This is a genomic window from Pedobacter sp. N23S346 (assembly GCF_048515415.1).
In the GTDB taxonomy this organism is placed as follows: domain Bacteria; phylum Bacteroidota; class Bacteroidia; order Sphingobacteriales; family Sphingobacteriaceae; genus Pedobacter.
In genome coordinates this window covers 159128-185959 of the sequence record NZ_JBLYEE010000012.1, presented here as the reverse complement: position 1 = coordinate 185959, position 26832 = coordinate 159128, and the positions used below count along the sequence as shown (strand labels likewise).

Annotated in this window: 28 protein-coding genes and 1 tRNA gene; 19 read left to right on the top strand and 10 right to left on the bottom strand. The window is 37.3% G+C overall.

Annotation, left to right across the window (positions count from 1 at the left end; genetic code table 11):
• Positions 1-213, top strand: a 213-nt coding sequence (locus tag ACN1CD_RS19410) for a hypothetical protein (RefSeq protein WP_419132075.1), incomplete at its 5' end; no start/stop codon positions are given.
• A gap of 296 nt (positions 214-509) precedes the next feature.
• Here the strand turns inward: ACN1CD_RS19410 and ACN1CD_RS19405 are convergent.
• Positions 510-1010 carry a GNAT family N-acetyltransferase gene (locus tag ACN1CD_RS19405; RefSeq protein WP_419132074.1) on the bottom strand — a complete coding sequence of 167 codons (501 nt, stop codon included), beginning with the start codon at positions 1008-1010 and terminating at the stop codon, positions 510-512.
• Between the two features lie 97 nt (positions 1011-1107).
• The gene (gene katG, locus ACN1CD_RS19400; RefSeq protein WP_419132073.1) at positions 1108-3384 is read right to left on the bottom strand and encodes a catalase/peroxidase HPI; all 2277 of its coding nucleotides are present in this window, start codon (positions 3382-3384) and stop codon (positions 1108-1110) included.
• Between the two features lie 286 nt (positions 3385-3670).
• Here katG and ACN1CD_RS19395 point away from each other — a divergent pair, with 286 nt between their 5' ends.
• Both ACN1CD_RS19395 and ACN1CD_RS19390 read left to right on the top strand, forming a co-directional pair.
• Entirely contained in the window at positions 3671-4459 is a 789-nt protein-coding gene (locus tag ACN1CD_RS19395; RefSeq protein WP_419132072.1) for an SDR family NAD(P)-dependent oxidoreductase, read from the top strand.
• Between the two features lie 209 nt (positions 4460-4668).
• Positions 4669-4740, top strand: a tRNA-Cys gene (locus ACN1CD_RS19390).
• Positions 4741-4860: 120 nt separating this feature from the next.
• On the opposite strand, the gene ACN1CD_RS19385 is transcribed toward ACN1CD_RS19390, so the two are convergent.
• A complete protein-coding gene (locus tag ACN1CD_RS19385) occupies positions 4861-5040 on the bottom strand; it encodes a histone H1 (protein ID WP_132534758.1) in 180 nt (59 codons plus the stop codon).
• A gap of 392 nt (positions 5041-5432) precedes the next feature.
• Here ACN1CD_RS19385 and ACN1CD_RS19380 point away from each other — a divergent pair, with 392 nt between their 5' ends.
• The 7 genes from ACN1CD_RS19380 (at position 5433) to ACN1CD_RS19350 (ending at position 13015) form a co-directional block, all read left to right on the top strand.
• Complete coding sequence (locus ACN1CD_RS19380; RefSeq protein WP_419132071.1) at positions 5433-5780, top strand: hypothetical protein; 348 nt, start codon at positions 5433-5435, stop codon at positions 5778-5780.
• The gene (locus tag ACN1CD_RS19375; RefSeq protein ID WP_419132070.1) at positions 5771-6571 is read left to right on the top strand and encodes an MlaE family ABC transporter permease; all 801 of its coding nucleotides are present in this window, start codon (positions 5771-5773) and stop codon (positions 6569-6571) included. The genes ACN1CD_RS19380 and ACN1CD_RS19375 overlap by 10 nt, the downstream gene beginning before the upstream one ends.
• Positions 6572-6594: 23 nt before the next feature.
• A complete protein-coding gene (locus tag ACN1CD_RS19370) occupies positions 6595-7353 on the top strand; it encodes an ABC transporter ATP-binding protein (RefSeq protein ID WP_419132069.1) in 759 nt (252 codons plus the stop codon).
• 2 nt (positions 7354-7355) lie between these two features.
• Complete coding sequence (locus tag ACN1CD_RS19365) at positions 7356-8351, top strand: MlaD family protein (RefSeq protein ID WP_419132068.1); 996 nt, start codon at positions 7356-7358, stop codon at positions 8349-8351.
• A 277-nt stretch (positions 8352-8628) separates the two neighbouring features.
• Positions 8629-9198 carry a translation initiation factor IF-3 gene (gene infC / locus ACN1CD_RS19360; protein ID WP_419132067.1) on the top strand — a complete coding sequence of 190 codons (570 nt, stop codon included), beginning with the start codon at positions 8629-8631 and terminating at the stop codon, positions 9196-9198.
• Positions 9199-10483: 1285 nt separating this feature from the next.
• On the top strand, positions 10484-11872 hold the full coding sequence (locus tag ACN1CD_RS19355; protein WP_419132066.1) for an arginine decarboxylase: 1389 nt from the start codon (positions 10484-10486) through the stop codon (positions 11870-11872).
• Positions 11873-12118: 246 nt separating this feature from the next.
• A complete protein-coding gene (locus ACN1CD_RS19350; RefSeq protein ID WP_419132065.1) occupies positions 12119-13015 on the top strand; it encodes a DUF72 domain-containing protein in 897 nt (298 codons plus the stop codon).
• A gap of 39 nt (positions 13016-13054) precedes the next feature.
• On the opposite strand, the gene ACN1CD_RS19345 is transcribed toward ACN1CD_RS19350, so the two are convergent.
• Positions 13055-13552 (bottom strand): DUF1579 domain-containing protein, encoded by a 498-nt coding sequence (locus ACN1CD_RS19345; protein WP_419132064.1) that lies wholly within the window; start codon positions 13550-13552, stop codon positions 13055-13057.
• Positions 13553-13657: 105 nt separating this feature from the next.
• Here ACN1CD_RS19345 and ACN1CD_RS19340 point away from each other — a divergent pair, with 105 nt between their 5' ends.
• The 4 genes from ACN1CD_RS19340 to ACN1CD_RS19325 are packed head-to-tail and all read left to right on the top strand — an operon-like array spanning position 13658 to position 17376.
• Entirely contained in the window at positions 13658-14371 is a 714-nt protein-coding gene (locus ACN1CD_RS19340) for a 3'-5' exonuclease (RefSeq protein ID WP_419132063.1), read from the top strand.
• The gene (locus tag ACN1CD_RS19335) at positions 14372-14635 is read left to right on the top strand and encodes an Imm32 family immunity protein (protein WP_419132062.1); all 264 of its coding nucleotides are present in this window, start codon (positions 14372-14374) and stop codon (positions 14633-14635) included.
• On the top strand, positions 14635-16338 hold the full coding sequence (locus tag ACN1CD_RS19330) for an ABC transporter ATP-binding protein (RefSeq protein ID WP_419132061.1): 1704 nt from the start codon (positions 14635-14637) through the stop codon (positions 16336-16338). The genes ACN1CD_RS19335 and ACN1CD_RS19330 overlap by 1 nt, the downstream gene beginning before the upstream one ends.
• Before the next feature lie 9 nt (positions 16339-16347).
• A complete protein-coding gene (locus tag ACN1CD_RS19325) occupies positions 16348-17376 on the top strand; it encodes a sialidase family protein (RefSeq protein ID WP_419132060.1) in 1029 nt (342 codons plus the stop codon).
• A 157-nt stretch (positions 17377-17533) separates the two neighbouring features.
• Here the strand turns inward: ACN1CD_RS19325 and ACN1CD_RS19320 are convergent, their stop codons facing one another.
• Positions 17534-17659, bottom strand: coding sequence for a hypothetical protein (locus ACN1CD_RS19320; RefSeq protein WP_419132059.1), 126 nt, complete (start codon positions 17657-17659; stop codon positions 17534-17536).
• Between the two features lie 45 nt (positions 17660-17704).
• On the opposite strand from ACN1CD_RS19320, the gene rnr reads away from it, so the two are divergent.
• Both rnr and ACN1CD_RS19310 read left to right on the top strand, forming a co-directional pair.
• Entirely contained in the window at positions 17705-19837 is a 2133-nt protein-coding gene (gene rnr / locus ACN1CD_RS19315) for a ribonuclease R (RefSeq protein ID WP_419132058.1), read from the top strand.
• Between the two features lie 188 nt (positions 19838-20025).
• Entirely contained in the window at positions 20026-21000 is a 975-nt protein-coding gene (locus tag ACN1CD_RS19310; RefSeq protein WP_419132057.1) for a polyprenyl synthetase family protein, read from the top strand.
• A gap of 128 nt (positions 21001-21128) precedes the next feature.
• Here ACN1CD_RS19310 and rpmA read toward each other — a convergent pair whose 3' ends face one another.
• The 4 genes from rpmA to ACN1CD_RS19290 form a co-directional block, all read right to left on the bottom strand.
• Complete coding sequence (rpmA, locus tag ACN1CD_RS19305; protein WP_419132056.1) at positions 21129-21539, bottom strand: 50S ribosomal protein L27; 411 nt, start codon at positions 21537-21539, stop codon at positions 21129-21131.
• Positions 21540-21590: 51 nt separating this feature from the next.
• A complete protein-coding gene (gene rplU / locus ACN1CD_RS19300; protein WP_025146774.1) occupies positions 21591-21902 on the bottom strand; it encodes a 50S ribosomal protein L21 in 312 nt (103 codons plus the stop codon).
• A gap of 549 nt (positions 21903-22451) precedes the next feature.
• Positions 22452-22952 carry a hypothetical protein gene (locus ACN1CD_RS19295; protein ID WP_419132055.1) on the bottom strand — a complete coding sequence of 167 codons (501 nt, stop codon included), beginning with the start codon at positions 22950-22952 and terminating at the stop codon, positions 22452-22454.
• Between the two features lie 197 nt (positions 22953-23149).
• On the bottom strand, positions 23150-24526 hold the full coding sequence (locus ACN1CD_RS19290) for a dicarboxylate/amino acid:cation symporter (RefSeq protein WP_419132054.1): 1377 nt from the start codon (positions 24524-24526) through the stop codon (positions 23150-23152).
• 160 nt (positions 24527-24686) lie between these two features.
• Here ACN1CD_RS19290 and ACN1CD_RS19285 point away from each other — a divergent pair, with 160 nt between their 5' ends.
• The 3 genes from ACN1CD_RS19285 to ACN1CD_RS19275 are packed head-to-tail and all read left to right on the top strand — an operon-like array spanning position 24687 to position 26373.
• Positions 24687-25184, top strand: a complete 498-nt coding sequence (locus tag ACN1CD_RS19285; protein WP_154280486.1) for an RNA polymerase sigma factor — start codon at positions 24687-24689, stop codon at positions 25182-25184.
• Positions 25171-25776 carry a hypothetical protein gene (locus tag ACN1CD_RS19280; protein ID WP_419132053.1) on the top strand — a complete coding sequence of 202 codons (606 nt, stop codon included), beginning with the start codon at positions 25171-25173 and terminating at the stop codon, positions 25774-25776. The genes ACN1CD_RS19285 and ACN1CD_RS19280 overlap by 14 nt, the downstream gene beginning before the upstream one ends.
• A gap of 27 nt (positions 25777-25803) precedes the next feature.
• Positions 25804-26373, top strand: a complete 570-nt coding sequence (locus ACN1CD_RS19275; protein WP_419132052.1) for a DUF922 domain-containing protein — start codon at positions 25804-25806, stop codon at positions 26371-26373.
• On the opposite strand, the gene ACN1CD_RS19270 is transcribed toward ACN1CD_RS19275, so the two are convergent.
• Positions 26353-26736, bottom strand: coding sequence for a diacylglycerol kinase family protein (locus ACN1CD_RS19270; protein WP_419132051.1), 384 nt, complete (start codon positions 26734-26736; stop codon positions 26353-26355). The two genes, ACN1CD_RS19275 and ACN1CD_RS19270, sit on opposite strands and share 21 nt — an antisense overlap.
• Between the last annotated feature and the right edge of the window lie 96 nt (positions 26737-26832).

The following is a 26832-nucleotide window of genomic DNA, read 5'->3' as shown; positions in this document are numbered from 1 at the left end:
GCCACCTTGATCTTTTTCCCCTTCCTTTCGGTTGGGAGTGCAAAGGTAGAAATCTTTTCCCAACTTCCAAATAAAATCTGGTTTTATTTTTTTAGCTGGTATTTCCTATTTTGCCTTTCAATTTGCCAGTCTTTCAACCAGCATCCACTTCCTTCCGAAGCGGGATGCAAAGATAGCAAAAATTACAACCACTGCAAATGGGAAGGCAGATAAAATGAAGGGGAAATCATAAGCCACTGGGAATCATTATAGAAAAAGTTAAAATTATTAAAACTTTTTGAAAAGAGCGTTTACGGGAGATTGGTTAGGAGGTTATAGGGTTAGAAAGTATGTGGAGACGCAAATCCACGATTCACCTTCCGCTTTTGGACCATATAGGCATAGAGAAACATATAGGGTTTGGAGTGAAGGGTTGATTTAGCAGATTGCTACTATATATAATGGCTATTATGACCGTTAACCTTAAAATAAATACGATACTAATTATTGTCAGGTACTGGTAGTAAGAATTAACTGCGTTTAATTAGGAAATAATTGAGCTCCACTCCCTTTCTTAATATATTTTCCAATTGTTCAAAACCAGAATTTTGAAGAACTTTTTGTGAGCCTCTATTTCTTATATCTGTAAGTGCTACGATTTCGTTTGAATCGGTTTTAGCAAATCCATAACAAATAAGTGCCTTTGCCACTTCTGTACCAATACCTCTACCCCAATACGATTTGTCCAAACTGTAGCCGATTTCCATTTGTCCAGGAATTTCCACGAAAGGCCGAAGAAGGCAATTACCTATGAAATTGCTATTTTCAGTATCAAAAATGCCCCAACGTCCGAATGGTCCATGCTTATAATCCTTTAATGCAAGACCAAATAAATACCGGTAATCATCTTTATGAAGTTGAGGTAAATATTGAGTAACCTCTTTATCCTCAAAAAAACAACAAAACAGAGATTCTTCGGATGGCAAAAATTCTCGGATTACTATTCGATTGCTTTGATAGATAATGGACATAAAGTATTACGAACTTGAAGTGAAAACGAATGTAGAAAAAACAGTTTGTAAAACAAAAAAGGATGCCAATGGCATCCTTCAAGTAATTTAGAAATTATTATGCGAGATCGAATCGATCCAGATTCATCACTTTTGTCCAGGCATGTATAAAATCTTTCACAAATTTATCTTTTCCATCTACGCTGGCATAGATTTCTGCAATTGCCCTTAATTCAGCATTAGAACCAAAAACAAGGTCAGCTCTACTGGCCATCCATTTTGGTTGCCCCGTAGTCCTATCGCTGCCAAGGTAGATTTCTTTATCTTCAGAAGTTGCTTTCCAGGCGGTATTCATATCCAGCAGATTAACGAAAAACTCATTGGTTAATTTTCCTGGGGTATGGGTGAACACACCATTTTTAGATCCATCGAAGTTAATATCCAACATACGCAAACCACCTATTAAAACGGTTAGCTCAGGAGCAGTTAAAGTAAGCAGATGGGCTCTATCAATCAGGAATTCTTCAGTCGAAACAGACGATTTAGATTTACGGTAATTCCGGAAACCATCAGCCTGTGGCTCCAGGTAACTAAATGATTCTACATCGGTTTGTGCTTGCGAAGCGTCCATCCGCCCTGGGGTAAAAGGAATAGCATCGAAATATCCAGCCTCATGTGCTGCTTTTTCTACAGCAGCAGTACCTGCTAATACAATTAAATCGGCAAGAGAGATTTTTTTGCCATCAAACTGCGCATTGTTAAACTCATGCTGAATTTTTTCCAACACACCTAAAACTTTCTGCAATTGTACTGGATTATTCACCTGCCAATCTTTTTGTGGCGATAAACGAATACGGGCACCATTTGCGCCTCCGCGTTTATCAGATCCACGGAAAGTAGAAGCCGATGCCCATGCGGTTGAAATTAATTCAGATGCACTCAATCCAGATGATAACAATTTTGCTTTTAATGCCTCTATATCAGTATCATTTACTAAAGTATGGTCAACGGCTGGGATAGGATCTTGCCAAAGCAATTCTTCCTGAGGTACATCTGGCCCAAGGTAACGGCTTGTAGGCCCCATATCTCTGTGCGTTAGTTTATACCAGGCACGGGCAAAAGCATCTGCAAATTGATCTGGATTTTCCAGAAAGCGTCTTGATATTTTCTCATACTCAGGATCAAATCTTAAAGCAATATCGGTGGTAAGCATCGATGGCAAATGTTTCTTGCTATCATCGTAAGCATCAGGAATAATGGCTTCTGCATTTTTTGCAACCCATTGATGTGCACCAGCCGGGCTTTTGGTTAATTCCCATTCGTATGCAAAAAGATTTTCGAAGAAATTATTACTCCATTTAGTTGGTGTTGTCGTCCACGTTACTTCTAATCCACTAGTAATGGTATCCGCACCTTTACCAGATGCATAACTGTTATCCCATCCCATCCCCTGGCTTTCGATCCCAGCTGCTTCAGGCTCTTTACCTACATGATCTGCAGAAGCGGCACCGTGTGTTTTACCGAAACTATGACCACCAGCTATCAATGCTACCGTTTCTTCATCGTTCATGGCCATTCTTCCAAATGTATCGCGAATATCTTTGGCGGCTAATACCGGGTCTGGGTTTCCATCTGGTCCTTCAGGGTTTACATAAATCAATCCCATTTGCACAGCTGCAAGTGGTTTTTCTAAGTTTCGGGTATGAACATCTCCATCGGCGTTATCATCACTAACTAAAACACCATGTTCTTTACCAGCACCGTCTGAACCATGAGCATAGCGAACATCACCACCTAACCAGGTTGTTTCTGATCCCCAATACACCGATTCATCTGCCTCCCAGGCATCATCACGCCCCCCGGCAAAACCGAAAGTCTTGAATTCCATAGATTCGAGCGCAACGTTACCGGTAAGAATGATTAAATCTGCCCATGAAATTTTGTTGCCATATTTTTGTTTGATTGGCCAAAGTAATCTCCTGGCTTTATCCAGACTAACATTATCTGGCCAGCTATTAAGTGGTGCAAAACGTTGCAAACCTGCTCCTGCTCCACCACGACCATCACCAACACGATAAGTTCCAGCACTATGCCATGCCATACGAATGAATAAGCCGCCGTAATGACCAAAATCTGCCGGCCACCAATCTTGTGAATCAGTCATTAATTCTTTTAGATCGTTTTTTAACTCTTCTAAATTTAAGCTATTAAAAGCATCAGCATAATTAAAATCCTTATCCATTGGGTTAGACAGGGAAGAATTCTGACGTAAAATATTAAGCTTTAATTGATTCGGCCACCAGTTGTGGTTTCTGGTTCCACCACCTGCAACATTCTGTTTCATGCTCCCATTATGGAAGGGACATTTGCTGATATCATTTGAATCTTTTTCCATTTTTAATATGTTTTGTTTTTGAAGTTAACCTATTACTAAGCTAAAACATGTCTAAAGTTAAACCTTCCTCATCACAAATCACAATCGAATAATTCTATGTTTCTATAGTCAAAATCTATTAAGGCTTCAGATTGTAGTGAACTTGTAATTAATGCACTTACCAAATATAAAATTATTCCCGATTAAAGTTATTAATCTCCTTTAGTGATTTATTATCATTCATAATTTTAGAAGTTAATCTTTAATATAGCATCTTTGCGATAGAGTATATTTAATGAAATTGTACATGAGCGATCAGAATAAAAGTTATGCAGTAGTTACCGGAGCGAGTAAAGGAATAGGCAAATCAATTGCTTTTGAACTTGCTAAAAAAGGTTTTAATCTTTTGCTTATTGCCAGGTCGGCTGATGAACTCGCAAAACTAAGTCGTGAAATTGCTACTGAACATGGTGTAGCGACCGATTTCATGGCTATTGATTTGGGCGAATATAATTCACCCAAAAAAGTGGCTGACTGGATTGATGAAAAAAAATATCGGATCAATACACTCGTTAATAATGCAGGTTACGGAATTTGGGGGCAGTTTAAGGAACTGGATCTTCAGGCCCAAATGGAAATGTGCCGACTGAATATGGATACAGTCGTTTCATTATGTCATCTCTTAATTCCTGCACTGTCTAAAGAAAAGCAATCTTACATTCTTAATATCTCAAGCACTGCGGCTTACCAGGCCGTACCAACACTTGCCATTTATTCTGCTACCAAAGCATTTGTACTCTCTTTTACACGCGCATTAAGGTTTGAATTAAAAAACACGTCTATATCCGTTACCTGTATGAGTCCTGGCCCTGTGGATACTGGTTTTGCGCATCGGGCAGGTTTAGATGCCTTTAGTAAAATGGCCGAAAAATTTAATATGCAACCTGCCGAAGTTGCTGCTATTGCCGTGAAAGGCATGCTTGGAAGAAAATCTGAAATTGTTCCTGGGCTAACCAACATAGTAAGCGTTTATGCCAACAGATTTTTACCCAAATCATTTATAGAAAAAATGGCTGCTGGTATATATAAGGTATAACTTTTCTATGTTATCGGATAAGAACTTACTTTTTTTACTGATCGGGAATCTTAACTATTGATGACTTTACTTAAATAATTCATTTTTAATGATTTTTAAACACAGAATAATACATCCCTAAAAAAGACTACAAAACCTATAGATATTATATAAATAATTTTACATTTGCAGTGTAATTAATTTCTGATTGACCAGCAAATGAATTAAATAGTCATGTGGCCGAGTGGTTTAGGTACAGGTCTGCAAAACCTTTTACGGCGGTTCGAATCCGCCCATGACGTCTTGATTAAACAAACAGCTCGTTAGTATATTCGATTTCGTAATACAATATACGGATTAGCTGTTAAACAAAAATGCCCTCAGGAAGTGTCCTAAAGGCATTTTATCATTGCTACAGGTGCCTATTTTGCACCGTTTTTTTTCTCTGTAACCTCAGCTCTGATTTCCTGAGCTAATACTTTAAGGTCTTGCATTGCTTTACGAACACGCGTTCCAGCTGCAGCATTTCCACCATCATAGAATTTAGCAATATCGGCTTCAACTGAAGCGATAACTTCTTGTACCTGTTTGAATTTTTCCATAGTTATGAATAATTAAGATGAATAAATCCATCTATAAATTAATGTAATCCCCTTGTAGGGCCCACAAAACTAATAAATCCCACCATATAACAAAAAAAATCTGCTAAAGACTTTATCATTTAGCTAAAGAACAAGTTACTTCTTAAGGATTTTAAGGAAAATTGTCTATCTGAAATTGAATCATCAGGGGGATTAAAACTATAAGTATGGCATTTATAGATTATATTTGACAGGCAGAATATTCTGATTTGCACTGGCATTCAAAATCCAGATGTACTTATCAGAGTATCGTTTAAACTCATTTAATCAATCAAAAAGATGGATACAAATAATCTACTTCGCCAAAAACAATTGGCAACTTAATCTGTATTGTTACCATGAGAATAAAATTTATGTTACCTATTGTCCTTTTAGGGATTGCTTGCCACAATACCAATCCGGAGCGAGGCTCTGGAGGGAAAAAGGTAGATAAACAAATTACACTTTCCAGTTCTGGCATTGTAGATTCTGCAAAGGCTATTATAGATCAATCAGTTGCGCTAAAACAACAATTGAATCAGGGAAAGATGAGTGAAGCAGATTTTCAGAAAAGGAATAAGAGTTTAATGGCAACATATAAAGTGTTGTATGGCAGTCTCTCTCCTGCTGATACACTTTCCGTTTCCGAACACCGTTTGATTAAGGAAAAAGAGCTTCCACAAGACTCCACAAAAAAAGCAAAAACTCAAAAATGGGAATAGAGAAAGAGACCCCGGCTGATACACCGAAGCCCGTAAGTAAATTCGGAAATTTGTTTATCACCCTTTATAATGTATTTAAATTTATTGGAAGATTTTTCCGCGAAGCCTTTATTCCGCCTTACGAATTTAAAGAACTAATGAGGCAATGTTATGAAATTGGTTATCGTTCTGCGCTACTTATTTCTACAACCGGCTTTATTACCGGATTGGTTTTTACTAAACAATCCAGACCATCATTATCAGAATTTGGCGCAACATCATGGTTACCTTCTTTAGTTGGTATTGCCTTATTAAGAACGTTAGCTCCTTTACTCACCGGACTTATTGCAGCAGGGAAAGTAGGCTCCAGTATAGGTGCAGAATTAGGCTCGATGAAGGTAAGTGAACAAATTGATGCCATGGAAGTGAGTGCAACCAACCCATTTAAGTTTCTGGTAGTAACGCGGGTTTTGGCGGCTACGATTACCATGCCAATTCTTACCTTCTATACGGCAATGGTAGGGATGCTTGGTGCACTGCTGAACGTTTCTGTAAATGAGGGTACCAGCGCCACTACTTTTTTTCAAAGTGCTTTAGAAAATATTACTTATTTAGATATTATTGCCAGTACCACAAAGGCGATCATTTTCGGATTTACCATCGCTATTGTTGGTTGTTACCAGGGATATCATTCTTCTAAAGGAACAGAGGGCGTAGGAAAGGCTGCAAATTCGGCTGTAGTAACTGCCATGTTCCTTATTTTTGTTGAAGAAGTAGTTTGTGTACAAATTTTCAGCCTTTTTAATACTTAAACTGAGATATGGTATCAAAAAATATGACCGATTTTAATTCGGAAAAAGTTATTGAGATTAAATCGCTAGATAAGGCATTCGGAACTTATAAGGTTTTGGAAGATGCCAACCTTGATGTTTACAAAGGTGAAAACCTGGTGGTGTTGGGCAAAAGCGGAACAGGTAAATCTGTTCTGATTAAAATTATTGTCGGCCTGCTTTTGCCAGATAGCGGATTGGTGAACGTCCTTGGTCAAAAAGTGGATGCACTTTCTTATCAGGAATTACTTGATCTGCGACTAAGGGTTGGCTTTTCATTTCAGAATAGTGCTTTATATGATAGTATGACTGTTCGGGATAATTTGGAATTCCCGTTGGTTAGAAACCGAAAAGACCTGACGAAAGCTGAAGTAAATTCGCTGATTGAAGAGATGCTGGATGCTGTTGGATTATCTCAGACGATTAATCAAATGCCATCGGAACTTTCTGGCGGACAACGAAAACGGATAGGAATTGCCAGAACGTTAATTTTAAAGCCAGAGATTATGCTTTATGATGAACCAACCGCCGGACTTGATCCCATCACATCCAAAGAAATTAACAAGCTGATTAACGATGTTCAGGAGCGATACCATACCAGTGCCATTGTTATTACCCACGATTTAACTTGTGCAAAGGAAGTTGGCAACCGGGTAGCGATGTTAATGGAACGCCGTTTTGAACGTCAAGGCAGTTTTGAGGAAATATTTAATTCTGGAGATAAACTGGCTCAACCATTTTTTGATTATAATTTTATACAATAACCATGAACGACAATAAAAAGAAAATAACAGTAGGCATTTTCATTGCCTTAGGCATACTGATATTTGTACTGGCCATCTTCACTTTAGGAAGTCAGAAAAAAACCTTCGTAAAAAGCTTTACCCTTAATGTAGTTTTTAATGATATTCAGGGGCTTAAAAAAGGAAATAACGTTTGGTTTTCAGGCGTTAAAATCGGAACAATTAAAAAAATCGATTTTTTCGGAACCTCGCAGGTGAAGGTAGCATTGAGTATAGAAGAAGATGTGCATAAATACATTCATAAAGATGCTGGTGCCAGTATCGGTGCAGATGGTTTAATTGGTAATAAAATTGTGGTGCTCACAGGCGGAAACCCAAAATTTCCATTTGTTGAGGACGGAGATATGTTAAAAGTGAACACTTCATTATCAACAGATGATATCATGAAAACACTTCAGGTGAACAATAAAAATCTGGTTGATATCACTTCTGATTTTAAAGTTCTTTCCCGTAACCTGATTGATGGCAAAGGTGCAGCAGGTGCCCTCCTATCAGACGAGCAACTGGCACAAAATTTTAAAGCGATGGTTGCGAACCTAAATAAAACTTCTTTAGCCACTTCAAAAATGGCTTCTGAGCTGAACACCTTCGGACAAACATTGAATAATAAAAATGGATTGGTAAATAAGATGATGACGGATACAGCAGTTTTTGCAAGGCTGGAAAGATCTACTCAAAGTTTACAAAAACTAACACAATCTGCATCAGTAATGGCTGCTAACTTAGAAACTGCCTCGGGGAAATTAAAAACTTCTGATAACGCTGCCGGATTATTATTAAATGATGCAGCGACTGCGCAACAAGTGAAATCGATTATGATCAATCTGGAAAAAAGCAGCAAAAAGTTGGATGAAGATCTCGAAGCATTACAAAGTAATTTCCTACTTCGTGGCTTCTTTAAGAAAAGAGCAAAAGACTCATTAAAGCTTAAGCAGCAGCAGCTGCAACAACAGCAATAGAATAATATAAAAACGATTGTCTTTTCTTTAGCGATCAATCCCTAAGATTGTCAACATTGCGCTTGTCGAAATGACTTAAAGTGTTTGAGTTCCTTTCGACAAGCCCAAGATTGACAATTTATCTCTTACCCTACTTTCTGTTTAAATTTTCGTATCATCTTCAGCGCAAAGTCATGATGCAAAACTAGATTTGCGTAGTTCGGCAGAAAGTTGTATATTATCGAAACAGTCAATTCACGCTTCTCGCGTAAATATTATTCATTAAAACTATAGCAATTTGGCATTAAAAAAAGCAGGATTCAACAGAGGGCCACGCTTACCCTTCAGAAAGAAAGAAGCAGAACATAAAATTAATCAGTTAATTACCGCAACAGAGGTAAGACTGACAGGAGATAATGTAGAAACAGCAATCTACCCCATCGCTGAGGCATTAAGATTAGCAGACGAACAAGGCCTTGATCTTGTCGAAATCTCACCGAATGCCGTTCCTCCGGTTTGTCGCATCGTCGACTACAGTAAGTTTCTTTACGAACAGAAGAAGAAACAGAAGGAAATCAAATCTAAGGCAAAACAAACCATCATTAAAGATATCAGGTTCGGTCCGAATACAGATGATCACGATTTTCAGTTCAAATTGAAACACGCCATATCATTTCTGGAAAGCGGCGAAAAGGTTCGTGCCTTTGTTCATTTTAAGGGAAGATCGATTGTTTACAAAGACCAGGGAGAGATTTTATTATTGAAGTTTGCCCAAGGATTAGAAGATGTAGGCAAAGTAGAATTACTACCGAAACTGGAAGGAAAGAGAATGTTCCTTACACTGGCTCCTAAAGCAGGGAGAAAGTAACTCTTCTTAATAAATACTTATAGAGTAATATGCACTATCCAATTCGTCCTCCTGAATTTAGTTCAGCAACTATACAGGTAAGGTCCTGAATCAAGTTCAGGAAGACGATTTTTTTTTTTGCAAAAGGGATTTCTTCAAGCAATACACTAATTGATTCGTCATGCTGACCTGTAGCGCAGCGGAAAGCTACGCAGTAAATTTAGTTCAGCACCTATTTAGGTAAGATCCTGAATCAAGTTCAGCAGGACGATTCTTCAAGCAAATTCGTCATTGCAATGACGACAGTGTTAGTTTGGCGTCCTAGTTTTCTGCTCTTTAAACGCTGAGCAATGACGATAAATCAACTTACGAAGTTTAGTTGGCCTGCGGCGAAGGAAAACTTCGTCAGTTTAAAACCGTAGTTTCTCTGTCTCCCTGAACGTCCTTGAGAATATTCACCAATCCTTCATCGATAATATTCGTGGCAATCTCTTATTAATTTACCACACCGGTGGTGCGTAGAAGTTTTGCAAATTCTCGCAATTATATCCAAACTTCGTGATCAATGAAACAGCGTCACTGATTTTATCCAGGCTAGAGTCGATTCTCAAAATCCTGTCGGAATCGGATAAATCTACACTCCATGTAGCGCCAGAAAGCAATGTATTTAAATGCTGCGAAATGTTATTCAATTCAACTCCTGATTGAATATTTGTTTTAAAGATCGAGATCATAATTGGGATGATTACAAATAAGTATTCCTTAATGTTAATTAGTTACCTAAAAGAGTAGACGATCTAAACATAAAATTACTTTAAAAAATTTAAAATAAGATATTAAATACTGATTAATAGCTCATTAATTTAATGAATTATCTAATATTTCGTTAATAAAAATATAAGATTCGCTATTCAAACCTCAATAGTAGCACGAACCTGATTAATCTAAACCTGATCGTAATGAGCACGAATCCCGATTTTTTCAATCGGGAGGAGTAAAACGGAGAGCAGGACTAACATTTAATTGAAATACAGGTTTTGCTTTCCAAACCTAACAAAATATTTTCCTGCTGATCTAAATGATTTACTCAGATAGCATATTACGATCAACTAAAATTTAAGATAGTTGCAGGAAATATCCGCTTAAATAAATATTAAACTACACTCATGCTGCCTATTCACGTTTAAAAACTTGATGTGAGCATATCCTGTGTAAAACTAATGCGTTTCTCTACAGTAAAAATATTTTTAATAAAGATTAATTCTCGATTTAAAATTACATTTTTGCAAAAATTATTTAAGATTAAATGCAGAGTTACTCAGAATTTCTCGATCTAAGCGTTGGCTTTCCACAAGAAGGCTTTGATGTAATAGATGATGAATTATATTTTCAGGATTTAAACCTGATGGAAATGATTGAAACTTATGGTACTCCCCTACGTTTCACCTATTTACCGCTGGTAAGTAAGAAGATTCAACAGGCGAAGATTCTTTTCCAGACTGCCATTTTAAAAAACAATTATCGTGGTGATTATAAATACTGCTATTGCACAAAAAGCTCCCACTTTAAACACATTGTAGAAGAGGCGCTGAAGAACAATATCCACCTGGAAACTTCTTCTGCTTTTGATATGCCAATGGTTGATGCCTTAGAAAAAAAAGGACATTTAACCAAGGATACCACCATTATTTGTAACGGCTTTAAAACTTATCAGTACAAGCAATATATCATTGATATGTTGCATGATGGTTATACGAACATCATTCCGGTACTAGATAATAAAGAGGAATTTAATCTTTTTGATGATGAGGTTGACATTGATACGCCTTGTAATTTAGGGATCAGGATTGCAGCTGAAGAGCAACCGGATTCACAATTCTATACCTCACGCTTAGGTGTGCGTATGGAAGACATTATCGATTTCTACAATAATAAAATCGTTCACAACCCGAACTTCCGCGTAAAATTATTACACTTCTTTATTAACTCCGGAATTACAGATTCACCTTATTACTGGAATGAGTTAGAGAAATATGTAACGCTTTATTGCAAGTTCAAAAAAATCAATCCTGATTTAGATACCCTTGATATTGGTGGCGGAATGCCATTTAAAGATTCATTGGTTTTCGATTTCGATTACGAATACATGGTAAACGAAATTGTAAAAAGGATTAAAGAAATCTGTGCCATACATGATGTTATGGAACCGGATATTATTACTGAATTTGGAAAATATACGGTGGCTGAGGCCTCTGGTATTCTTTACAAAGTACTCGGTCGTAAACAACAAAATGACCGTGAGCGTTGGTTAATGTTAGATGGTTCTTTCATCACTAACTTACCTGATGTTTGGGCATTAAACCAGAAATACATTTTATTGCCAATTAACAACTGGGATGCAGAATACGAGCGTGTAAACCTTGGTGGAATTACCTGCGATGGGCAGGATTACTATAACCAGGAGGCACACATGAATAGTGTATTTATGCCTAAAACGCGTAAGGTACAGTATTTAGGTTTCTTCCACACCGGTGCTTACCAGGAAGTATTAAGTGGCTATGGCGGTATTCATCACTGTTTATTACCGAGCCCGAAACATGTATTGATCCGTAGAAACCGTGATGAAAGCTTTAATTTTGAGGTTTTTGGAGAGGAACAGAATAGTAAACAGGTATTGAAGATTCTGGGTTATTAATCAGTTTGAGGTTGAGCGTTTGGAGTTTTGAGTTCCATGCGCCAAAAAAAACTAAGAGCGCTAAGTATTTACTTAGCGCTTTTTTATAGGTTTCGTTATTGCGAGTCGGTTTTTCAGCCGCCGAAGCAATCTCCTTGCTAAATAGATTGCTTAGTGCCTCAATGATGTGATGGCGCAAAATATTTTCTTTGTTTTTCTTTGCGCAATTTTCTTTGCTAACTTAGCGGTTAAGTTAAACAATATCATATGCAATTCGGTAAAGTAGAAGATCCATCCATTATAGATTATACCCTCCCCGCTGATGCTCACGGAACAGTAGCAGTTTTGAAAGCAAACAAAGCCAAAAAATCTTTTCAGGCTTATGTTGGTTGCGCAAAATGGAATAAGGCCGATTTGAAGGGCTTTTATCCAAAAGGTACAAAAGATGAACTCACTTATTATTCTACTCAATTCAACTCCATAGAACTTAATGCCACTTTTTATGGTATGCCTTCAAGTGAACAAGTCATCACCTGGACAGAAAAAACACCGGCAGATTTTAAGTTTTTCCCGAAGCTTACCAATACCGTAAGTCATTTCAAAAGACTTATAAACGTTAAAGAGCCTGTGGAGCAATTTTGCGATGCCATTAGTAATTTCGAGGATAAATTGGGAATGGCTTTTCTACAGTTGCACGACAATTTCAAACCAAAAGATTTTGAAAGATTAAAAATCGTTGTGAATGAATTTCCCAAAGTGATTCCTTTAGGCGTGGAAGTGAGAAACCAGGAGTGGTTCTCAAACGCTGCCATAGCAACAGAATTTGCTAAATTATTTGAAGATAATGGCATCACGAACATCATTGTAGACACCGCCGGTCGCAGAGATATGCTGCACATGCGTTTAACCACACCAACGGCATTTATCAGATTTGTGGGCGCGAATGTAGATGAAATAGATAAAAAACGTTTGGATGACTGGGTGGAAAGAATAGTAGAATGGAAAAAACAAGGATTGGAAAACCTCTACTTCTTTGTTCACCAAAATGTAGAACTATCCTCGCCATTATTCTCTGCCTACTTCACAGAAAAATTAAATAAGGCACTAGGAATCGATTTGAAAATTCCGGTAATGGCTAATCAAATCTCGCCTTCACTATTCTAGATTTTAAAACCCTTGCATTTTTTTCCAAAAATGCGAGGGTTATGTACGCTTATAAACCGCTTCAATCGCTTTCGTTTCTTCCTCTCCTGGCATGATATTGTAAGCTGAAAAAATGATTTCGTCATCATTAATAATTTCAAGTTCGGTACGCCAGCCAAATAGTTGATCACCATATTCCGGATTTCCATAAGTACCTAAAATTGAAAATCCATTTTCTGTAGGCTCGCCTGTAGCCTGCATCATTTGCGTACCCATGTGAAAACTATCTATCCAGCTAAAGGTAAATTTCTGATAAGGGATATCGAAACCAATAATCATTTTACCCACTAAAGGTTTTCCTTCCAAACTGCTTTCATAATCATAAACAATGAAACGGCCATCTAAAATTGATGTGATTTCTGCTGTTGAGGTAGACTCATCAACCAAAACATCCTTTTCAAACCATGTTTTTGTGCTTCCTGACCAATTACCAACTAAACTTTGAAGTTTTTGATGAGCCCCTTCTGCCAGAGATTGCTCGAATTTATTTTGTGCCATGCTCAAACTTAAATAATATTGCTGATTTATTGAATGATAATTGTAAATTGTAATGGCCGAAGAACCGACCTGTTGTCAAGATCCAATTATTCAACATTAAACTCCATGCTAAAAACACTCGATTTAAGTCAGGTGATAGTACTTGATATTGAAACTGTTCCGCAATACCAATCTTATAACGATGTTCCTCCAAACCTGCAGGAACTTTGGGAAATTAAAACCAGTCATCAGCGCAAGCCAGATCAAAGTGCAGAGGAGTTTTATGAACGTGCAGGTATTTTGGCAGAGTTTGGAAAGGTCATCTGCATTAGCCTTGGGATTTTTAGTTATCAGCACAAATCATATTCCTTGCGACTAAAATCGTTTGCGGGCGATAATGAACGGGAAATCCTTAAGCAATTTTCTATGCTGATTGAAAAGCAAGCTGCAACATTAATGTTCTGCGCACATAATGGAAAGGAATTCGACTATCCTTACCTCTGTAGGCGACTTTTGGTAAATGGCTTAGAAATTCCGCCACCATTAGATATTTCTGGCAAAAAACCATGGGAAGTGAATCACTTAGATACCATGGAAATGTGGAAGTTCGGAGACTATAAACACTATACCTCCTTGAATTTACTTGCCGCTATCCTGAATATTCCGACACCAAAAGATGATATAAACGGCAGCCAGGTAAGACAGGTTTATTACGAAGAAAAAAATCTAGATCGGATTGTAACTTATTGTCAAAAAGATGTGATTACTACCGCTCAGGTGTTATTAAAATTTAAAGGAATGGATGTAATTTCGGCAGAAAACATTACCATTGTAACCTAAATGATGGTAGAGTTAAAACTAAATATCCCAAAATATTCTAAAGAAAGAGGTATAATTTATAGCTGGGAGGATGGGTTTACCATAGAAACTGATATAGTTGAAGATCAAATTGTTATTGCCGCTAACAAAGAAGGATTGATCTCCCTTGCAAAACACTTACTCTTTTTAGCACAAGATGAAACTCCAGTCGGTCATCACTGTCACTTCGATGAATATAATAGCTTAGAAACTGAATCAAAAGAACTTGTGATTACTAAAATCTAATGTTAAACGTAGAAAATTTAAACATCGATTTCTATAACCAGGATGAAAAAACCTGGTTTAAAGCAGTAAAACAGATCAGTTTTAATGTAAAAAAAGGAACTGTTTTAGGTATTGTTGGTGAATCGGGTTCGGGCAAATCAGTAACTTCTTTTTCTATTATGCGCTTGCATGATGAAAGATCGGCAAAAATTACTGGCGAAATCGACTTTGAAAACATCAGTTTACTGCGTTTAAGTGCAAACGAAATCCGTCAGATCAGAGGAAATCAAATCTCCATGATTTTCCAGGAGCCAATGACTTCCCTGAATCCTGTATTCACCTGCGGAGAACAAGTTGCTGAAACGATTATCTTGCACCAAAAAATCGACAAGCAAACCGCTAAACAAAAAACAATTGAACTGTTTAACGAAGTGCAACTTCCACGACCTGAAAAAATATTTGATAGCTATCCACACCAAATCTCAGGCGGACAAAAACAAAGGGTAATGATTGCCATGGCACTAAGCTGCAATCCAAAACTATTAATCGCGGATGAACCTACAACGGCCTTAGATGTCACTGTTCAAAAAACAATTCTTCAATTGCTTTTAAAGCTAAAAGAAGAACGCAATATGGCAATGATTTTCATTTCCCATGATTTGGGTGTGGTGAATGAAATTGCTGATGAAGTTGCCGTAATGTATAAAGGCGAAATTGTGGAGCAAGGTACAGCCAAATCCATATTCGAAAATCCACAGCATCCTTATACAAAAGGTTTGCTGGCTTGCCGCCCCTCACCTTTGCTACAATTAAAAAAACTTCCTGTAGTTGCTGATTTCCTAACCGGAAAAATTGATGATGCCAATGCGCATTTGCAGGCATCCAATCAGTTAACCAATGAGGAAATCTCCGCCCGCAGGGAATTCCTATATAAGCAAAAGCCGATCCTCCAAATCAAAGATCTCTGTACCTGGTACCCCATTCATAATGGAATTTTTGGCAAGACTAAAGATTATGTTAAAGCCGTTGATCAGATTAGTTTTGATGTGTTCCCTGGAGAAACACTCGGTTTAGTTGGCGAATCAGGCTGTGGTAAAACTACGCTTGGAAGAACCATTTTAAGGTTGATTCAACCTACATCAGGCAGTATCATTTTCAATGACCAGGACATAACCAACATCAATAGCACCGCATTAAGGAAACTTAGAAAAGATATGCAAATTGTTTTTCAGGATCCCTATGCCTCGCTAAACCCTAAATTAAGCATCGGTCAATCCATTCTGGAACCTTTACAAGTTCATCGATTGCTTAAAAATGATGCAGTGAGAAAGCAAAAAGTATTAGAGTTACTTCATAAAGTTGGATTAAAAGAAGAGCATTTTAACCGTTATCCACATGAATTCAGTGGTGGTCAACGCCAGCGGGTAGTCATTGCAAGGGCATTGGCTTTAGAACCCAGGTTTATCATCTGCGATGAATCTGTTTCTGCACTAGATGTTTCTGTACAAGCGCAGGTATTGAATTTAATTAAAGATTTACAATGCGAATTCGGCTTAACCTATATTTTCATTTCTCATGATCTGGCCGTAGTAAAACACATCTCTGATCGCATCCTGGTGATGAACAAGGGAAAAATTGAAGAAGAAGGCTTTCCTGAGCAGATTTTCTATGAACCTAAAGCTGAATACACTAAGAAGTTAATTAAAGCCATACCCGGAAGTTAAATAAATAAAATGTTACGTTACTTTTTTATCTTACTGTGCATAATTATTACATCAGCCAAAGCGCAAAATGTTAAAATTATTGAGTCTGACTATGTTTTTGAAAATGCGCCATTTGCTGCTTGCCACGCTTCTACCCTTGTAGATCTTGGTAAGGGAAAGATAATGGCAGCCTGGTTTGGCGGGAAACAAGAAGGCGATAAAAGTGTAGTTATCTGGACATCCCTAAAAACCGGAAAAAGATGGAGTGCACCAAAACCTGTGGCCGATGGAATTGTCAACGATTCGACCAGATTTGCTTGTTGGAACCCGGTTCTCTTCAAAGCAATAGATGGAACGCTGACCCTACATTACAAAATAGGTCCAAATCCGAGAGCATGGTGGGCAGTATACAAAACATCAAAAGATGATGGAGAAACATGGTCTGATGCTGTTAAATTGCCAGATGGTTATCTCGGTCCGATCAAAAATAAGCCAGTTCAATTAACTAAAGACATCATCCTTTATCCATCAAGCACAGAAAGTTTAGATGAAAAAACCTGGAGCATCCACTTAGAAAAATCCGACAACAAAAATAACAATTGGGAAAAGATAGAAATCGATTGTGATACATTTGGCGTGATCCAGCCATCAATTCTTACCTACCCGAATGGAAAACTGCAATTACTTTGTAGAAGCAGACAAAATGTAATTGTAGAAAGTTGGTCGGCTGATGGTGGTAAACATTGGTCTAAATTAGCCGCAACCAGTTTACCAAACCCAAACTCCGGGAGCGACGCCGTTACCTTAAAAGATGGGCGCCAGTTACTCATTTACAATCCTTTAACCGCAGGCAAAAATTGGTGGGAAGGCCGATCTGTGCTTAAACTGGCAATCTCTAAAGATGGCAAAACGTGGAAGGACATTTATACCTTAGAAAATCATGAAAAGGGCGAATATAGCTACCCGGCGATTATTCAGGATGAAAGAGGAAATGTACATTTAAGCTATACCGCTGAGCGCAAAAGAATAAAATATGTAAAACTTAAATTATTGAACTAAGGAAACTATCTAATCCATTTACCCTTTTACATTTCAACTTCCTTATCCATTTCCAATTACCCATTTTACATCTTACCTTTCAACCTCCTTATCCATTTCCCACCTTCCCTTTTACATCTTACCTTTCAACCTCCTCATCCATTTCCTATTACCCCTTTTACATCTTACTTCTCAACCCAATTTCCTCTACCCCACCTTCCCTTTTACATTTTACCTTTAAACCTCCTTCATTTCCACTTTTCCCTCTTACCTTTCCACCATTTTCCATCCCCCATCTTTCCATCCTTTACATCTTTTCTGTATCTTCGATAAATTCAGTTTTTTAATTATGGCAAAAAAAAAATCAGCAAATATAAAATTGGTTCTGAATCAATTGGTTAGCGATGTTTTTGAAAAGAACAATAATCAGTTACTCAATTATAAACAAGTTTCCGCCAAGTTAAACCTTAACGATCTGGAATCTAAAGAGACCATTTTAGAAATACTAAAAGAAGGAAAAGGCGCAGGCATCTACCTGGAGCCTGAAAAAGGGAAGTACAGGCTTAAAGATCTTCAAAACTTTATTATTGGCACGGTTGATATGACCGCCGATGGTTCTGCATATATTGTTCCTCAGGATGAATTTGAAAAAGACATTTTTGTAGCACCTAAAAAGCTTAAAAATGCTTTACATGGCGATACGGTGAAAGCTTATGTTTTCGCTAAAAAAAGTGTCCGTAAAAATGATGGCGAGGTTATAGAGATTATCAAACGTGCTAAATCTGATTTTACCGGAGTAATTAAAATCTCCGATCGTTTTGCTTTTGTTATTGCAGATGATAAAAAAATGATGCATGATATTTTCGTACCGCTAGCAGATACACTCGAAGCCAAAAATGGTCAGCGGGTTCTGGTAACTTTATCAGACTGGCCTGAAAGTGCTAAAAACCCAATCGGCATTGTAAAGCATGTTTTAGGTAATCAAGGGGAAAACAATACAGAAATGAATGCCATTTTAGCACAATATGGTTTTCCACTGGAGTTTCCTCCACAGGTAGAAAAAGAAGCCAATGCCATTCCTGAAGAAATTCCGGAAGCCGAGATTGCAAAACGTAAAGACTTTAGAAACGTATTAACATTCACCATCGATCCGGCTGATGCCAAAGATTTTGATGATGCCATATCTTACCAGAAATTGCCAAATGGCAATTATGAAATTGGTGTCCACATTGCTGATGTTTCACATTATGTAATTCAGGGAACTGATTTAGATAAAGAAGCTTATAGTCGGGCTACATCTGTTTATCTGGTAGACCGTGTGATTCCGATGTTACCTGAACGTTTGAGTAATGGCGTGTGTTCACTTCGCCCGAATGAAGATAAATTGTGTTTTGCTGCCGTGTTTGAATTAGACGAACAAGCGAACATTCAAAATGAGTGGTATGGCAGAACAGTGATTCATTCTGACAGACGATTCAGTTACGAAGAAGCACAGGAAGTGATTGAGAATAAGGCTGGCGATCACGCCGAAGAAATTCTTAAACTTAATGAACTCGCTTACATCTTACGCGATCGCAAATTTAAAAATGGCGCCATTAGCTTCGAGAGTACGGAGGTCAAATTTAAACTGGATGAATCTGGAAAACCTATCGGCGTTTATGTTAAAGAGCGTAAGGATGCGCATAAACTAATTGAAGATTATATGCTCCTGGCCAATAGAAAAGTGGCTGAATACGTAGCTAAGAAACAAAAAGGAGAAAAAAAACTGACATTCGTTTACCGTGTGCACGATTCTCCGAATATGGAAACCTTAAATACTTTCGCCACATTTGCTTCGCGTTTTGGTTATAAAATTAATACCAAATCTGATAAAGAAATCGCCAAGTCACTTAATCATTTAATGGCCGATGTGGAAGGCAAAAAGGAACAAAACATCCTGACTTCTCTGGCCATCCGCTCCATGGCAAAAGCGATTTACTCGACTAAAAAAACAAGCCATTATGGTCTGGCATTTGAATATTATACGCATTTCACTTCTCCTATCCGTCGTTATCCTGACGTGATGTCGCACAGACTGTTGCAAACTTATCTGGATGGCGGAAAATCTGCCGATGCAGAATTTTATGAAGTAGCCTGCGTGCATTCTTCCGCCATGGAAAAACGTGCTGCCGATGCTGAACGTGCATCTATTAAGTACAAGCAAGCAGAATACCTGGAAAATAACATCGGCACCGAATATAAAGGAATTATTTCTGGCGTAACCGAATGGGGAATGTATGTAGAAATTGAAGAAAATAAATGTGAGGGTATGATTCGCTTGCGTGATATTTCTGATGATTTTTATGTTTTGGATGAGAAAAATTACTGCATCGTAGGTCAAAGAAAGAAGAAAAAATATCAATTGGGAGATGAAGTGATGATCCGTGTGAAAAAAGTAGATTTAGCTAAACGTCAGATTGATTTTACGCTTATTGCTGATTAGGGTCTAACCTATGGAATATTTTTCGTCATTTTAAGACTTAAAGCACTATTCAACTAAACCAATGACGTAAAAACAACAGAAAATATGGTTTATAATGCTGATTTTTGGGATTCTAATCCAATACAAAAAAAACGAAGAGAAAAGAGGTCAAAAAACCTTGGAGACGGCCTTAATAATAAACTAGTGCAATGCATACAACGGAGCAATTACAACAAATTTTAAATACAGCAATACAAAACTTAAGGTTTCCAGATCAGCCTAAACAGCTTTACGATCCCATTACTTATATCATAAATCTTGGTGGCAAACGCATTCGCCCATTATTAGTTTTAATGGGTACCGAATTATTCGGTAAAGATGCACATGATGCCATCCATGCCGCAATGGCCATCGAGGTCTTCCACAATTTTACACTGGTCCATGATGACATCATGGACAATGCGCCTTTACGTAGAGGAAAGCCAACTGTGCATGAGAAATGGAGTATCAACACCGCTATACTCAGTGGAGATGTAATGATGGTTGAGGCTAATAAAAACCTTGCAAAGGTTAATCCGATTTTCTTAAAAGATGTTTTAGATACTTTTAATGCAACTGCTCAGGGCGTTTGCGAAGGCCAGCAACTGGATATGGAATTTGAAAGTCGCGATGATGTGAGTATTGAAGAATACATCAATATGATCAGATTGAAAACTGCTGTTCTATTGGGTGGCGCCTTGAAACTAGGTGCTATTATTGCAGGAGCATCAGAAAAAGACGCTGATCTGATTTATCAGTTTGGAGAAAACATCGGCATTGCCTTTCAGTTACAGGATGATATTTTGGATGTTTATGCAGACCCTGAAAAGTTCGGCAAACAAGTGGGCGGAGATATTATTGCCAATAAGAAAACCTTCTTATTATTAAAAGCGTTCGAACTGGCTGATGGAGATATTAAAGAATCATTAGATGTTTGGACCAGCTATAAGGATTTTGACATTAAGGAAAAAGTAGAAACAGTAAAATCAGTTTACGATACTTTAGATGTTCAGAATATTGCTAAAGAGAGCATGAATAAATATCTGGATCAGGCATTGAATGTGTTTGCCCAGATCAACGTTAATGATGAGCAAAAGTCAAATCTGTTAACCTTAACGAATCAGTTAATGGCAAGGGAATATTAGACCAGAATAAAACAAGAAAACGGAGCTGATGATTTTAAAAAATGATCAGCTTTTTTGTGACCAAAAATCAGGGATAAAAAAAATCCCTCAATTTTCATTGAAGGATTTTAAATATTGGTTGATACTAATTATTCTGCAACGGCAGCTTCTTCAGTAGCTTCGTCTGTTTTAACAGCTTTTTTAGCTGCTGCTTTTTTCACTGGTGCTTCAGCAACAACTTCTTTAGCTTCAGCTTCTTTTTTAACAGCTGGTTTTTTCGCTAATGCTTCTTCGATTTCAGCATCAGTGATAGGAAGAACAGATACATAAGATTTGTTATCTTGTTTCTTTCTGAAAACTACTGTACCATCAATCAAAGCGAATAATGTATGATCTTTTCCTAAACCAACATTTTTATCTGGATGGTGTTTTGTACCACGTTGACGGACTAAAATGTTTCCAGCGATAGCTAACTGACCACCGAAAATTTTAATACCTAAACGCTTACTATGCGATTCACGTCCGTTTTTCGAACTACCGGCTCCTTTTTTGTGTGCCATGATTTTATATTTTGTAACTCGCTAAAAGCGAATTATTGGGTTAACAATTAATTATAACGTGATGTCAGAGATCTGGATCTTAGTGAAAAACTGGCGGTGACCGTTTTTCTTTTTGTAACCTTTTCTACGTTTTTTGTGGAAAATAATTACTTTATCACCTTTTAAATGAGATACGATCTTAGCTGAAACTTTAGCACCTTTAACTGCAGGAGCCCCTACAGTGATTGCACCACCATTATCAACCAACAATACATTATCAAATTCAATACTAGCGCCTTCATCTCCTTGCAATCTGTGTACAAAAAGGTGCTGGTCTTTAGCAACTTTAAATTGCTGCCCTGCTATATTTACTATTGCGTACATTGTTTAAATATTAGTTTTTTAATTTTTATTTAACGAGGTGCAAATATAGAATAAATTCAACTAACACACAAACACATATCGAAAATATTTTTCACTATAAATCTTCGTGATCAGGATTTGGAGGATTTAAGGATTTTAAGATCGATATTTATCAGCATTTGAGGTGGGTTTTGTAAAGCAATGTTAGGCAATACTTGGCTTCCTCCTGCCCTGCTGTTCATTACAAGTCCTCGCTGTACTCCGGCTTTCCATTGCCATCAGGTTTATTTAACCCCGGGCTGGCATTTCAAACCACGTCAGCTCCCCTCAAATTTCATAACATTTTCGTGCCGATCTCTTTGCTATGAAAACCAATCTTCTCATTCTTAAACCCGATTGCAGTGGAAGCCTCCGCTTCTTCAGCGGTGCTTAGAACGGAAAGCGGGACTGATGCCCGCCAAATGCTTCTCCCCCGTTCATTTCCAAATCATAAAAACACCTTATAAAACAAATAGCCTTTAACAAACCATTCGGTTATGCTAAAGGCTATTAAAACTTTATGAAGCCAAATTACTTACCTGATCTTTTTTCGGCTTGTAATAAGGTTTCCTGAATGATCTTTCTCATTTGAACTGCTGCATCCAATAATTTCGGATTGCCATCAAAATCGCCATAAACAGTTACGTGCTTTGATTTTTCTTTATAATTGAAAGTAATATCATAACGTGGAACCAACCTGGATTTATCGCTTTTCTTCCCAATGGTATCTGGAAAATTCCAAAGGCCGATTTCATTTGCCTTTCTATGCATGTATAACACATCATCACTCTTTAAAAAGAATTTTTTAGTCACCACAGAATCCTTATTATTTACGTATTGGTAAACACCCGTTTTCGAATCATAAGAATTTTCCAAAGTATCTTTTAAGCCATAGCTAAACTGCATAGACACAAAATCATCCTTGCGGAAAGGTGCATTCTGAATAATTGGTTTATAATAAATGTAACAATAAATAATCATCGGCACGATGATGGTAATGGCTAAGAATATTTTTTTTCCTCTACTTGACACGATTTGAATTATTGAATAAATGAATTATAGAATGAATGAATTGTTGAGTGAGTAAATTATGAATGATTGAGTGAATTAATAGGTGGTTCCAAAACGCTGCAAAGTTTGCATTTTTTTTCTGAAAGATCTTCTCATTCCAAAATCATTTAATCATTATTAAGAGATAGAAAATAGACTCCAGATTAATGACTTTCTACTCAAGACTCTTTTAACTCCCCTTCCCACTTGCTCACCACTGCTGTTGCAATAGAGTTACCCACTACATTGGTTGCAGAACGGCCCATATCCAATAGCGGATCGATACCAATTAACAATGCCAGGCCAGCTTCGGGAATATTGAAACTTGCAATTGTACCAGCAATAACCACAAGTGATGCACGAGGTACGCCAGCGATTCCCTTACTCGTTAACATTAAAATAAGCAACATGGAAATTTGTTGTTCAAAGCCTAAATGGATGCCATAAGCCTGCGCAATAAACAAAGACGCAAAAGTCATGTACATCATAGAGCCATCTAAATTGAACGAATAACCCAGCGGCAACACAAAACTTACAATTTTATCTTTACAACCAAAACGTTCTAAAAGCATCATCGTTTTAGGATATGCGGCTTCACTGCTTGCGGTACTAAAAGCCAGAATAGCAGGCTCTCTCATATCACTTACCAGCTTAAATACTCTTTTCTTAAGGATTAGAAAGCCGATAAAAATGAGCATTGACCATAAAATGGCTAAGCCTAAATAGAACTCTCCAATAAATATAGCATAGGTATTTAAAACATTCAGCCCCTGCTTAGCTACAATTGCTGTCATGGCGCCGAAAACCGCTAAAGGTGCAAAATTCATTACATAGCCAGTCATTTTAAGAATTACATGAGCAATGGCATCGAAGGCTTTAATCACCACCTGACCTAAATCTCCAATAGCTGCAGTAGCCACACCAAAAAACAAGGAGAAGACAACAATCTGCAAAATTTCGTTGGTTGCCATAGATTCGGCGATACTTTTTGGAAATACGTGCGCAATGAAATCCTTCACACTCATAGAAGCCTTTTGAATTCCGGTGTTTACCAATTGATCGGGCAAAGTTAATTGCATGTGTTTCCCTGGCTCGAATAGATTTACCAGAATTAAACCCAGCACCAGCGACATGAGCGACATTGCCATAAACCAGCCTAAGGTTTTACCACCAATCCGGCCAACGGCTTTAATATCACCAACTTTTGCAACCCCAACAACCAAGGTGGTAAATACAAGCGGTGCTACAATCATTTTAATCAGGCGAAGGAAAATATCACTTAACAGGGTGAAATATTCTAGTTTCTTTTCGCGGATCTCTTCGTTTTCTTTCTTGATACCTGCATTAAGCTTCCGCTCTGCTTTTAGCTGCGTAAAAATGGCGCTTGTGGTATCTGGCGTTTTCTTAATCGCAACTTCTATACTTTTAACTTTCGCATCGGCAGTGAGAATTTTCTGATTATAAACATCAATAGAATTGACATTCAGAATATAGCCCAATGCAATACCCGCAATCAGCGCTATGAAAATGAAAAGCGTGAGTTTGTTTTTCTTCATGAATAAAAAAGTTGGTGGCTTTATTAATTTGGTAAAACTACGATATTTAGGTGGTGTAACAAATTATGATTTTATGTACAGATAAAAATCACTTTAATTATTACTTTCGCTGTAACAATGATCTCAAATTAACATCTAAAACGAACTATAACGCCCTTAAATGGAACAAAAAGACAAATTATTTAAAGAAATTTTTGATTCAAATTCCAAAAAGATATTCCATTTATGTTATGGTTATACAGGAGATACCGATGCCGCTAATGACCTTTTACAGGAAACTTTTTTAAAGGTATGGCAAAATCTGGATAAGTTCAGAAACAAATCTTTAATCTCTACATGGATCTACAGAATTGCCGTTAACACCTGCTTAACTTATTTAAGATCGGAAAAAAGGCAGGCAAAAGACGAACTGACAGAAAATATCATCGAAAATAAAATTGAAGAATTCTCTGAGAAAAATGAACAGGTAGCGTTATTATATCAATGTATTTCCAAACTGGAAGAAAACGATCGTTTGATCATTACTATGGTACTCGATGAATTGCCTTACCATGAAATAGCCGATATTTCCGGCATCAGCGAAGGCAACTTAAGGGTAAAAATTCATCGCATTAAACAAAAATTAACAGAACTATACAACCAATATGCAAGCGTTTGATCAAATACAAGAGTTGTGGCAAAAGCACGAGGTAGAAGTTAAGTTTTCTGCTGATGAAATGCTGCAACAGGCAAAAAAAGAAGTAAATGGTTTGAAGTTCAAATCTGCGCTTAATATTATAGGAATGGCGGCTTCGTTCATAGCCATTGCAGCTTTATGGGTATTTTTTCACTTCGATTCGTGGACTACGCATGTGGGCATCAGCATCACTATTATCACCATTGGTGTTTATACGTTGATTCTTTACAGAGATTACAGGCTAATCGCTAAAACAGATTTTACGGCACATCCAAAAGAATACTTAAACAACTTAAAGACCTATCAATTAAATCGTTATAAGCTTTACAATTCTCTCTATTGGTTCTATACAGTAGCCCTTTCTACAGGTATAATTTTTTACTTTATTGAAATTCTTGGTCGCTTTAACCTGATCCAGAGAGTGATTGCAATAGGTTTAACTTTTCTTTGGATTTTATTTTGCTCCACTATTCTACGTAAAGCTGTAATCAAAAGAGAAAAGGAAAGAATTGCGCTATTAATTGAGAAATTCGAACGGATTAGTGCCCAGATTTCTGCTCCGGAAAAATTTTAGGCACGGTTTTTTCAATGAAAAATTGAAATGAAAAAACTGCTTATCCTCTTCCTCTTTTTGCTGACTTTGCCCTGTACATTTGCATTTAAACAAGACACTACTGAACCTGTTCACTTGAATTGGGAAACGCATTTTAAAGGCAAAGCCGACATGAATTCTCCTTTTTTTGCCTTAACCGCATTGACCTGGCAGTATAGTTATCAATCTGTGGTTAACAGAAACCGGGTAACGATTAAGTTAAAGAATGAAGTGATGATTGACAAAGATCGTTCATGGGTTAAATGGGATAGAATAAAAAACCCACAGATAAGTGCAGACCTGCTCCACCACGAGCAAGGTCATGTAAACATTCAATATATTCTGCTTTCTGAGGCCGAAAGGGTTTTAAAAAACAGAACTTATTCTGTAACGAACTATAAAGCGCAGATTTCGCAATTGGCAAATGAACTGAGCACCTATTTCGACACCATGCAGCGTAATTATGATGAAGAAACCGAGCATGGAAGTAACCATAAAATGCAGGCCCGTTGGGATCAGATTATCCAGGATAAAACAGAAGAATCTAAAGCGGCAACATTAGCTGATGCAGGCAAGTAACTTCGGAATAAATATAATTCCGCCGACAGCCAAGGCTAAAAAAGCGGTCATTAATACAGCTCCGGCAGCTAAATCCTTTACGATTTTAATTTTAGGGTGATAGGTTGGAGAAACGACATCTGCTAATTTTTCAATTGAAGCATTGATGATTTCAGTTACGATGACTGCAGTAATCACCAAAAAAATAGCTACCCATTCCAACTCCGAAATGTGTAATAACCAAGAAAATACTATTGCAATTATGGCTGCAAACAGGTGCACTCTTCCGTTGTGATCATTTATAAAAAATAGTTTCAAACCATTAAAAGCATATTTGAAGCTTCTCATTCTATCGATAATAGAAAATTTCTTTTTTTCTTCCATTGGAAATTAAAGGTACGATTTTTATACTTTGATGTCTTGAATAGCATTTATTATGGAATAGATCCTGAATCAAGTTCAGGAGGACGCTCACGGAAT